At 67.8% G+C, this 11,270-nt stretch carries 8 protein-coding genes; 3 read left to right on the top strand and 5 right to left on the bottom strand.

The features are described 5' to 3' along the window. Nucleotides 1-4,171: beta strand repeat-containing protein (locus tag EJC49_RS03735; protein WP_425358792.1), on the top strand; the 4,171-nt coding region annotated here is incomplete at its 5' end. 163 nt (nucleotides 4,172-4,334) lie between these two features. On the opposite strand, the gene EJC49_RS03730 is transcribed toward EJC49_RS03735, so the two are convergent. Genes EJC49_RS03730 through EJC49_RS03710 form a run of 5 tightly spaced genes read right to left on the bottom strand, consistent with a single transcriptional unit; the run spans nucleotide 4,335 to nucleotide 9,776 of the window. Continuing rightward, nucleotides 4,335-5,546, bottom strand: coding sequence for a molybdopterin molybdotransferase MoeA (locus tag EJC49_RS03730; protein WP_126698118.1), 1,212 nt, complete (start codon nucleotides 5,544-5,546; stop codon nucleotides 4,335-4,337). A gap of 5 nt (nucleotides 5,547-5,551) precedes the next feature. Then, the gene (gene moaC / locus EJC49_RS03725; RefSeq protein ID WP_126698117.1) at nucleotides 5,552-6,037 is read right to left on the bottom strand and encodes a cyclic pyranopterin monophosphate synthase MoaC; all 486 of its coding nucleotides are present in this window, start codon (nucleotides 6,035-6,037) and stop codon (nucleotides 5,552-5,554) included. Between the two features lie 3 nt (nucleotides 6,038-6,040). Continuing rightward, nucleotides 6,041-6,859: an indole-3-glycerol phosphate synthase TrpC gene (gene trpC / locus EJC49_RS03720; protein ID WP_126698116.1), complete on the bottom strand. Its 819-nt coding sequence runs from the start codon at nucleotides 6,857-6,859 to the stop codon at nucleotides 6,041-6,043. Then, the gene (trpD, locus tag EJC49_RS03715; RefSeq protein ID WP_126698115.1) at nucleotides 6,856-7,878 is read right to left on the bottom strand and encodes an anthranilate phosphoribosyltransferase; all 1,023 of its coding nucleotides are present in this window, start codon (nucleotides 7,876-7,878) and stop codon (nucleotides 6,856-6,858) included. The genes trpC and trpD overlap by 4 nt, the downstream gene beginning before the upstream one ends. A gap of 11 nt (nucleotides 7,879-7,889) precedes the next feature. Further along, nucleotides 7,890-9,776, bottom strand: a complete 1,887-nt coding sequence (locus EJC49_RS03710) for a SurA N-terminal domain-containing protein (protein WP_126698114.1) — start codon at nucleotides 9,774-9,776, stop codon at nucleotides 7,890-7,892. Nucleotides 9,777-9,929: 153 nt separating this feature from the next. Between EJC49_RS03710 and tpiA the strand changes: the two genes are divergently transcribed. Together tpiA and secG are read left to right on the top strand one after the other, a co-directional pair. Next, nucleotides 9,930-10,694 (top strand): triose-phosphate isomerase, encoded by a 765-nt coding sequence (gene tpiA, locus EJC49_RS03705; protein ID WP_126698113.1) that lies wholly within the window; start codon nucleotides 9,930-9,932, stop codon nucleotides 10,692-10,694. A 165-nt stretch (nucleotides 10,695-10,859) separates the two neighbouring features. After that, complete coding sequence (secG, locus tag EJC49_RS03700; protein ID WP_126698112.1) at nucleotides 10,860-11,231, top strand: preprotein translocase subunit SecG; 372 nt, start codon at nucleotides 10,860-10,862, stop codon at nucleotides 11,229-11,231. The last annotated feature ends 39 nt before the right edge of the window (nucleotides 11,232-11,270 follow it).

The raw sequence follows: 11,270 nt of genomic DNA, 5'->3' as shown, positions 1-11,270 counted from the left end.
CGGCTCGGGCGGCAAGGCCGGGTTCGGCGGTGGCGTCGGCTCGACGGCCGACGGCACGCCGACGGGCACCGGCGGCGGCGGCGGCTCGGCCTATGGCGGCGCGATCTTCGTGCAGTCCGGCGGCACGGTGAACATCACCGGCAACGTCACGTTCGACGGCAACAGCGTCTATGGCGGCTCCAGCCAGAACGGGGGCACCGCGGGCCAGGCGGCCGGCACCGACCTGTTCATGATGAAGGGTTCCACCGTCAATTTGAACGCCGGCGCGGGCAACACCATCACCTTCAACGGCACGATCGCCGACGACAGCGCCGCCAGCATCACCGGCAACCCGATCGCCAGCGGCAACGGCGCCGGCATCAACATCCAGAGCGGCCTCGTCGTCTTCAACGGCGTCAACACCTACACCGGGCAGACCAGGATATCGGGTGGCGTTCTCGACGCCGACGACGGCACCGGCATCCACAAGGACAGCAACATCAACCTGGCCGGTGGCGTCCTCCAGACCTCCGGCACCTTCGACCGTCATCTCGGCGTCGGCGCCGGCCGTATCCAGTGGACCGAATCGGGCGGCTTTGCCGCCATCGACGGCGACCTGACGGTGCGCCTGAACAACGGCGCCAGCCTCACCTGGGCGTCGGGCAGCTTCGTCACCGACGGCTCGTCGCTGCTGTTCGGTTCCGACAGCGCCGATTCCGACGTCTACTTCAAGAACGCCATCAATCTGAACGGCGGCACGCGCACCATCATCAACAATGGCGGCCTGCTCGGCGAGAACATCGCATACCTCGACGGCATCCTGTCGAACGGCTCGCTGATCCTCGGCGACGGCAACACCGTCGGCACCATCACGATGACGGCCGACAACAGCTATGCCGGCACGACCGAGGTGAAGGACGGGACGACGCTGGTGCTCAAGGGCGCGGCCGACATTTCCGAATCCTCGCAGGTGACCATCGACGGCACGCTCGACATGTCGGGCGCCAATGGCGACCGCAGCATGACCACGCTGGCTGGCGGCGGTGACGTCGCGCTTGGCGCGAACACCCTGATCGTCTCCAATGGCTCGACCGACTTTTCCGGCGTCATTTCCGGCTCGGGCGGATTGACCATCGAGGACGGCGCCCAGACGCTGTCCGGCGTCAACACCTACACCGGCGAGACCAGGATCGACGACATCGCCAAGCTGATCCTGTCCGGCGACGGCAGCATCGAGGATTCGGTCGAAGTGATCGTCGACGGCGAGTTCGACATCGCCTCGACCAATGCCGGCGCGACCATCGTGACGCTCTCGGGCAGCGGTGACGTGACGCTTGGCGCCCAGACTCTCGTGATTTCCGACGGTTCGACCGAATTTTCAGGCGTCATCGCCGGTACGGGCGGGTTTACGGTCGATGGCGGCACGCAGACGCTGACCGGCGAAAACAGCTATTCCGGCACCACCACGATCGCGACGGATGCCAAGCTGGTCCTGTCGGGCGGCGGCAGCATCGAGAACTCGGCCGAGGTCGCGGTGGAGGGCGAGTTCGACATCGCCGGCACGACCTCCGGCGCGACGATCGTCACGCTCTCGGGCGGCGGCGACGTGACGCTGGGTGATCGGACGCTGGTCGTCTCCAACGGTTCGACGGACTTCTCCGGCGTGATCGCCGGCACCGGCGGCTTCAGCGTCGACGGCGGCACGCAGACGCTGTCGGGCGTCAACAGCTACACCGGCCAGACCGGTGTTTCGTCGGGCGCCAAGCTCGTGCTGGACGGCGAAGGCAGCATCGAGGAATCGGTGGTCGTCACCGTCGATGGCGAACTGGACATCGCCGGCGCCGACACCGACGCCTCGATCGTGACGCTGGCGGGCGCCGGCACCGTGACGCTTGGCGACAACACGCTGATCCTCACCGATGCCTCCACGACCTTCTCGGGGGTCATCGCCGGCAATGGCGGTCTGACGGTGTCCGGCGGGGAGCAGACGCTGACGGGCATCAGCGTCTACACCGGCGCGACCACGATCGACGAGGACACCACGCTCTTCATCGCCGATGGCGGCTCGATCGCCGCGTCGTCCTCCGTGGACGTGGCGGGCACCTTCGACATCGCATCGGCGCTGGCCGGCATCGACATCGTCACGCTGTCGGGCGACGGCACCGTCGAACTCGGCGCGAACCGCCTGAAGCTCACCAACGCCTCGACGACCTTCTCGGGCGCGATCAACGGTTCGGGCGGCTTCGAGGTGGGCGGTGGAAGCCTGACCCTCGACGAAGTGGCCTCGCAGACCGGTCTGATCGCTTCGAGCGGCGGCACGATCATCGTCGACGGCGGCTCCGTCGCGGGCGGCGCCAACCTGTCGGCCCTCTCGGTCGTCAATGGCGGCACGATCACGACCGAGGGCACCAGCCTCTCTACCGACAGGTCGCTCGCCTACGCCTATTTCGACGAGGCCGGCGGCATCGCTAACATCACGCTGGGCGCGGGCACCACGATCACGGGCGACGACGGTACCCTGCTTCTGGTCGCGCGCGACGGGCTGGGCTCGGACGGCATCGTCAACTTCGTCATCGCCAGCAACACGGTCGTGGCCGGCGACATCTTCGACACCGACACGAAGACCGGTTCCGGCGGCACCAAGGTCACCATTTCGGCTGGCACGAGCTGGGCGGGCCTGGTCAACGGCGCCGGCTTCTTCATCCAGGAGGGAGCGAATGCCGACTTCGCCGACGGCAGCACGATCGTGGGCGGCCTGACGGCCGAGGCGGGATCGACGGTGCAGGGCGGCACGCTCGGCGGCGCGCTGCAGGTCACCGGCGACGCGGTCGTCAACGATGGCGCCATCATCGGCAACATCTTCTTCATGGGCGACCTGGCCCTGAGCGGCTTCCTGTCACCCGGCTATTCGCCGGGCGTGGTGAACGTGAGCGGCAACCTGAACCTCGACACCGCGAACTCGCTGTTCGAGATCGTCTACGGCTCGGCCTCCTACGTTCCCGGTGTCCACTACGACCAGACCAATGTCGGCGGCGACGCGACCGGCGACCTTGCGGTGATGCTGGCACGCGACAACTCCACGCGTGGCGATGCGCTCGGCAATCTCGACGAGATCGAACTGATCCGCATCGGCGGATCGGACGCCGACGCCAACATCTACCGCGCCGCGCGCTTCACCCAGAATGGCCATGAGATCGTGCTCACCCGCTCGGTGCGCGACGCCGATCCGACCGCGATCGTGCCGGAAACCGGCGGCTGGACCGAGGAGCAGCTGTTCGGCGCCGGCGCGATGATCGTCTATGGCGTCGGCTCGATCATCCAGGACGAGACTTATGCGCTGTCGGTGCTGGAGAGCAGCATCCGTTCCGCCTCGCTCGACATCCTGGGCAGCAAGGTTGATCGCCGCGGCCTCGGCAACGGCGACGACATGCAGACGTCGTTCATGCGGGTTGGCGGCCGCAGCACCGAGATCGAGGATGCGACCTCGCACACCCAGCAGGTCTTCTACACCCAGTTCGGCACCGATGTGCTGCGGTCCGAGAACTTCCGCGCCGGCATTCTGGCCTCCTATGGACGGTCGGACAGCGACGTGACGACCGAGACCGGCGTCGCGGGCATGACCGGCAACCTCTATGCTGCCGGCGTCACCGCGAACTGGTCGAACGAAAGGGCCTATCTCGACGCGGTCGCGCAGTATGGCGCGAGCAACTGGACCGTCAATCCGACGGCGGCCACCGCCACGACGCTCGACGCCCAGACCGCGACGGTGCTGGTCGAGGCGGGCGTGACCTTCGGTGGCGAGACCATGCGACTGACGCCATGGGGGCAGTTCGCCTACCAGAACACGACGGTGACGGATCTCTCCAGCAACTGGGTCGACGAAGTGCGCTTCGGCACCGGCGACGCCATGAGCGTTCGCGGCGGCCTGCGCGCCGAAGGCCATTTCGAAAGCGTGTCGACCTTCGCCGACTTCGCCGTCGCCCACGACCTGACGTCCCAAGAGACGGTGACCGTCGACAACTTCGCCTACACGACCGGGACCGGCGGAACCGCGCTCGAACTGGCGCTGGGCATCGAGACGAGCATCAGCGACAGCGTCAACCTCTCGTCCAGCTTCTCGGGGCGCTATGGCGTGCAGGATCTCGACCTGGTCGGCTACCAGGGCCAGGCACGGCTCACCGTCGCCTGGTGAGGGGCGGGGGAAACCCCGCATCCGCCAGCGTGCATTTCCCAGACGGGCCGGGGGGCTTGGCCGGGGAAGGGAGGCCGGGACCGAAAGGTTCCGGCCTTTGCTTTTTTCGGGACCCTGGACGGTTTCGTGCGGCTTCGCTTGCGTAAGCGCAGCGTGACGTGCGTCAGCGCAGCATGAGCAGTCGGCAAGGATCGCCGGTGCGCGCGGCGGGTGCGAAGGGCTCGCGGATGACCAGCGCACCGGCGTCGGCCAGCGTCCGCAGCATCGACGAATCCTGCACGGCGGACGGCGTGGCGACGATCTGGCCATCGGCCTCGACCACCCGCGCGCGCATGTAATCCTGGCGCTGGTCGTTCGCGGCGACCGGCCCTCCGAAGACGCCTGTGCGAATGTCGGCGGAATGGGTGCGACCGGCGAGCTTCGCCACCAGCGGCTTCAGGAACACGTGGCTGCACACGAGGCTCGCGACCGGATTGCCCGGCAATCCGATTATCCGGCGGCCGGCGAGCGTACCCGCCATCAACGGCTTGCCCGGCCGCATCGCGATCTTCCAGAAGTCGAGGTCGCCCCCCTTGGACGCCAGCACGTCGCGAACGAGGTCGTGGTCGCCGACCGAAGCGCCGCCGGAGGTGACGATGATGTCGGCACCTACGTCGAGGGCTCGATCGATTGCCGCCGAGATGGCGTCGCGATCGTCGGGCGCGATGCCGAGGTCGAGCGTCCGCGCCCCGGCCTGCCGCGCGATCAAGGCGACGCCGAAGGTGTTGGATGCGATGATCTGCCCGTCGCCAACCACGCTGCCGGGCGCCAGCAGTTCGTCGCCGGTGGCCAGCACGGCTACGAGCGGCCGGCGCACGACGTCGAGCTCGGCATGATTGGCAGCGGCAGCGAGCGCCAGGGCGGTGGCGTCGATGACCCGGCCCGCCGGCAGAAGCGCCTCGCCCTCGGCGAAATCGAGCCCACGCCGGCGAATGTTGGCACCCATGCGAACAGGCTCGAGCACCTCGACGAGGCCTTCACTGGTGATGCGGGTGTTTTCCTGGATGAGCACGCTGTCGGCGCCATCAGGCACCGGTGCACCGGTGAAGATGCGCACCGCCTGGCCGGGCCCGACGCTGCCGGGGAAGGGCTTGCCGGCCGGCGCGACGCCGATGACGTTCAGCGTGGCGGGTGCGGCCGCGACGTCCCGGGCGCGCAGGGCGTAGCCGTCCATGGCCGACGCATCGAAAGGGGGCTGGGTGCGCAGGGCCTGGACGGGCGAGGCCAGGACCCGCCCGCCGCTGTCGGCGATGCCGACACGCTCGGATCCGAGCGGCGCGGCCCCGGACAGGAGAAGCGCAAGCGCGTCGTCGACGGGAAGCAGCGCCGCCGCCATGCCGGTCAGACGCCGGAGGCGCGCCAGTCGCCCGACTTGCCGCCGGATTTCTCCAGCACCCGCACGCCGGTGATGGTCATGCCGCGGTCGACGGCCTTGGCCATGTCGTAGATGGTCAGGCAGGCGACGGAAACAGCCGTCAGCGCCTCCATCTCGACCCCGGTCTTGCCGGTAACGGAGACCGCCGCGGTCACACGCAGGCCGGGCAACGCCTCGTCGGGTTCGATCTCGACGGAGACCTTGTTCAACATCAGGGGATGGCAGAGCGGCACGAGGTCGTGCGTCTTCTTCGACGCCATGATGCCGGCGATCCGCGCCGTGCCGAGCACGTCGCCCTTCTTCGCATTCCCGTCGAGGATCATCGTCAGCGTCGCCGGCAGCATGACGACGAAGCCTTCGGCGATGGCAACGCGCCTGGTGTCGTCCTTGGCGCCGACATCGACCATGTGCGCTTCGCCGGTGGCGCCGATGTGGGTGAGGGCGCCCGCCATCGGTCAGGCCGAACGGCGCAAGCCCTCGGCGTCGCCGAGAAGCAGGTTGCGGGTCGCGGCGGTGACGTCTGCCTGGCGCATCAGGCTCTCGCCGACGAGGAACGTGCCGATGCCGCATCTGGCGAGGCGCTGGCAGTCAGCATGGGTGAAGATGCCGCTTTCGCCGACCAACAGCCGATCGTCCGGCACCATGGCGGCGAGGCGTTCGGAGGTGGAAAGGTCGAGTTCGAACGTGCGCAGATTGCGGTTGTTGATGCCGACGAGCGGCGAGGCGAGGCGCAGCGCGCGCTCCATCTCGTCCTCGTCATGGACTTCGATGAGAACGTCCATGCCCGTCTCGATCGCGGTATCCTCGAGCGCTTTCGCCTCGTCGTCGGACAGGCTCGCCATGATCACCAGGATCGCATCCGCGCCCCAGCTTCGTGCCTCGAAGACCTGGTAGGGCTCGAACAGGAAGTCCTTGCGCAAGGCGGGGAGGGCACAGGCCGCTCGGGCCGCCGTGAGGAATTCCGGGGCGCCCTGGAAGGACGGGGCGTCGGTGAGCACCGAGAGGCAGGCCGCGCCGCCCGCTTCATAGGCCTGCGCCAGAGCCGGCGGATCGAAATCGGCGCGAATCAGGCCCTTCGACGGGCTTGCCTTCTTGATCTCGGCGATCAGCGCGAAGCCACCGGCCTGGCGCTTGCGGCGAAGAGCCTCGGCGAAGCCGCGCGGCAGGTCGACATCCTTCGCGCGCGCGCGCATCTCGTCAAACGAAACGGCGGCCTTCGCGGCGGCAATCTCATCGCGCTTGTAGGCCTCGATCTTCTTCAGGATGTCGCTCACGCGTCCGCCTTCCGGTTCGAAACCCTGATCAGCCGTTCCAGCGCCTGTTCGGCCTTGCCGTCGTCGATCGACCGCGCCGCGATGGCGACGCCTTCGGTGAGGGAGGCCGCCCGCTCCGACACGAGAAGCCCGGCCGCGGCATTCATCAGGACGATGTCGCGGTAGGGCGATTTCTCGCCCGCCAGCACCGATCGCAGCGCCAGGGCGTTGTGGGCGGCGTCGCCGCCGCGCAGATCGGCGAAATCGGCGCGCGGCAGGCCGGCCTCTTCCGGCGTGACCGTGAAGATCTCGATCGCGCCGTCCCTCAGTCGGGCGACCTTGGTGCTCCCGGCGGTGGTGACCTCGTCCAGGCCGTCGCCATGCACGACCCAGGCGGATTCCGCGCCGAGCGTCTTGAGCACGTTGGCGACAGGCTCTACCCATTCAGGGGAAAAGACGCCGACCATGAGACGCTTGACCCCGGCGGGGTTCGACAACGGACCGAGCAGGTTGAAGATCGTTCGGGTGCCGAGTTCCACGCGCGCCGGCCCGACATGCTTCATCGCGGAATGATGACGCGGCGCGAACATGAAGCCGACGCCGGCCTCGCGGATGCAGGTGGCGATCTCCGCCGGTCCGATGTCGATGTCGATGCCGAGCGCCATCAGCGTATCGGCCGCGCCCGACTTGGACGACAGGGCGCGGTTGCCGTGCTTGGCGACCGGCACCCCGGCACCGGCCAGGACGAAGGCCGAGCAGGTGGAGATGTTGTAGGACCCCGAAACGTCGCCACCGGTGCCGACGATGTCGATGGCGTCGGCGGGTGCTTCGACCGGCAGCATCTTGGCGCGCATCGTGGCCACGGCGCCGGAGATTTCGTCGACGGTCTCGCCGCGGACGCGCAGAGCCATCAGGAAGCCGCCGATCTGCGCCGGCGTGGCCTCGCCCGACATGACGATGTCGAACGCCTGCCGGGCTTCCTCGAAGGACAGCGACTGGCCCGCGGCAACCTTGGCGATGAAGGGTTTGAAGTCGCTCATCGCCTGTCCCGTCAGAAGCTCAGCGCCTGCTGGATGGCCGTCTGGTTGACGGTCACCCGGTATCGCTCCTGCAAGTCGGCGACCATCTGGTCGAGCAGGTCGTCCGACCAGCCGGCCTGGAACGCCTGGCGCATCTCGGGGGCGACCGATTCGGCGCTGGCGCCGGCCGGCTCGAAGACTTCCGTCACCTCGAAGACGATCTGGCCGTCGCCCGACGGGGTCGGCACGAGACCCGTCCCGCCTTCCGCAACGCCATAGACCGACGCCACGCCGGTTTCGCCGAGGTCCGGATCGGTTGCGCCACGACGGATGCCTCGCTTGACCTGTTTCTCGTAGCCCAGCTCGGCGGCGATGTCGTCGAGCGAAGCACCGTCCTTCAACCGCTTCTCGATTTCGCCGGCCCGCTCGGCCAGTCGCGCGGAGACCTGCGTCGCCGTCCAGTCGGCCACGACACGATCCCTGATCTCCGCGAGCTCGCGGTTGCGCGCCGGGGTGACGCTGCGAACCTCGTAATAGAGGAAGCCGTCGCCGCCGATGTTGACCGGCGGGTTCTCGACGTCGATGTCGGTCTCGAAGGCGGCGCGCAGCAAGGCGGCCGACTCGGGAATGTCGCGCAGCACGCCGCCCGCCGGATCCTGACCGGCGCGGCTGACGGATTCGATCGTGGCGACGGACAATCCGAGCGACGCGGCGGCCTCCTGCATGGTGTTGCCAGCGGCGCGGGCGTCTTCGTAGCTATCATGCACGTCGAGAAGGATGCGGTTGGCCTCGGCCAGCGCGAGTTCCTGGCGGATCTGGTCCTGGACCTCTCCGAGCGGCTTGACCGTTTCGGGAATGATCTCGGTCACCCGCACGATGGCGGGACCGAACGCGCCGTCGACGATGCCGCTGACTTCATCCGTGGCGAGGCTGAACGCGGCTTCGGCGATGGCAGGATCCGGCACGCGCGCCTTCTCGACCGTGCCGAGCCGAACGTCATCCATGCTGCGGCCGTCGGCTTCGACCATCTGTTCGAACGTCGCCCCGCCCGACAGGCGGTCCGCGGCAATCCGCGCCGCGGCGTCGTCGAGGAAGACGATCTGGTCGATCGTGCGCCGTTCGGGCGTGGTGAAGGCGGCGATGGTGCGCTGGTAGTCCGCCTCGACCTGCTCGTCGGTGATGGCCGATGGATCGGCGATGTCGACCGGTTCGAGCTTGACGTAATCGATCTTGCGATATTCGGGCGCGGCGTAGCGCGCCATGTTCTCTTCGAAATAGGTCGAAAGTTCCTGATCGGAGGGCGCTTCGACCGGTTCGACGAGGGCGCGCGGCAACACCAGATATTCGACCGTGCGGTCTTCGCCCTGGTAGAGCGCAACGGCGCGCAGGAAGGTGTCCGGCACGGACATGCCGTCCGAGATGGCCTCGACGATCTGCTGGCGAACGGCCACCTGTTCGCGGTTGCGCAGATAGTCCTCCGGCCGCATGCCGATCTGGCGCAGCACGAACTCGAACTGGCGCCGGTCGAAGCTGCCGCCCGGCCCGCGAAACGCGGGATCCTCGGCAGTCAGAACGGCGACGCGATCCTTGGAGACGCCGAGGTTCATCAGGCGGGCCTGCTCGTCGAGCACCGCGCCCGCCACGAGTTGCGACAAGACCTGCTGATCGACCCCCATCGCCACCGCCTGTTCGCGCGTGACGCGGGTTCCGAACCGCTGCGAGAGCACGGAAAGCTGGCGATCATAGGCGAGGCGGTACTCGATCGGGGTGACGGTCGTGTCGCCCGCGGTGACGACCGCGCTGCCGCCCATGCCGCCCGTCTGACCGGAAATGCCCCACACGGCGAAGCTCAGAACCAGAAGCAGAAGCAGGGCCTTTGCAACCCATGTACCAGCCGCCGAACGCAATGAATCGAGCATGTGCTACCCAAGATTATCCTGTCGTACCGCGTTGACGCGGCATCGTTATGCAGCACAGCAAATAGACTCCTTCATGACGGGTGTCGATTGCTTTATGGGTCCGATTTGCTAGGGAACCGGCATGTTTCGACGCCATCGATGGAGAGAACGGACATGACCAAGGGCATCAAGCCGCTCGTCGCCGGCAACTGGAAGATGAACGGGACCGCCGCCTCGCTGCCGGAAGTGCGATCGATCGGCAATGGCTTCATGCGCGGCCTGGACGCGGAATGCGACGCGGTGCTGTGCGTGCCGGCGACACTGCTGACGCGGGCACACCAGATCCTGTCCGCGACGCCGGTGAAGTGCGGCGGGCAGGATTGCCACGCCCGGCCGAGCGGTGCCCATACAGGAGATATCTCCGCCGAAATGCTCAAGGACGCCGGCGCGAGCCACGTCATCGTCGGTCACTCGGAACGCCGCGCCGACCATGGCGAAAGCGATGCGGTGGTGCGGGCGAAGGCCGAGGCCGCCTGGCTTGCTGGGCTCGTGGCGATCGTCTGCGTCGGCGAGACGCGCGCCGAACGGGACGCGGGCGAGACGCTTGCCGTCCTGTCGCGCCAGCTTGCGGGATCGGTTCCCGAGGGTGCGAGTTCGAAGAACACGATCATCGCCTACGAGCCGGTCTGGGCAATCGGAACGGGGCTGACGCCGTCTTCGGACGACGTCGCGGCCGCGCATGCGCATCTTCGCGCCGAACTCGGCCGCATCGTCGGCGAAGCGGCCGCGACCACCCGCATTCTCTACGGCGGGTCGGTGAAGCCGTCGAACGCGGTCGAACTGCTGGGCATCGAGAATGTCGATGGCGCGCTCGTCGGCGGGGCGAGCCTGAAGGCCGGCGATTTCCTCGGCATTGCCGAAGCCTATCGGTCGCTCTGACGACAGCGCGTCGCGAAACGCGTTGAATTCGAACGTCTGGTCACCATATCGGGGCCAGACGCCACATAGGCGGCGTTCGGGCTTGGAAACGTCGGCAAAGGCGTGTATTGAGCCGCGTCTCCTTCCCAGGGCACCGCGTGCCCGGACACACCCGCGGAATTGATCATGGAAACCGTCCTCATCGTCATACATCTGATGATCGTACTCGCGCTGGTCGGCGTGGTGCTGCTTCAGCGTTCGGAGGGCGGCGGTCTCGGCATCGGTGGTGGTTCGGGCTTCATGACCGCGCGCGGCGCCGCCAATGCGCTCACCCGCGCGACCGCGATCCTGGCGGCTGCCTTCTTCGTGACCTCGCTTGGACTGTCGCTGATCGCCCGCTACGGCGAACAGCCCATCGACATCCTCGAGCGCCTGCCGGCTGGCCAGCAGGAACAGGGCAGCGGCGGCGGCGGCGTGCTCGACCAGCTTGGCGGCAGCGACGCGCCCGTTGCGCCGGCGCCGGCCCCCGCGACGCCACAGGTTCCGAGCGGCCAGTAAGCCGGTCGATCCGACCAACATCGTCGTCGCATTCAGACG

Origin of the sequence: Aquibium carbonis (genome assembly GCF_003970795.1) — a bacterium.
GTDB classification, from domain to species: domain Bacteria; phylum Pseudomonadota; class Alphaproteobacteria; order Rhizobiales; family Rhizobiaceae; genus Aquibium; species Aquibium carbonis.
The sequence above is the reverse complement of the archived record's forward strand: the minus strand, read 5'-3'. Positions and strand labels throughout refer to the sequence as shown.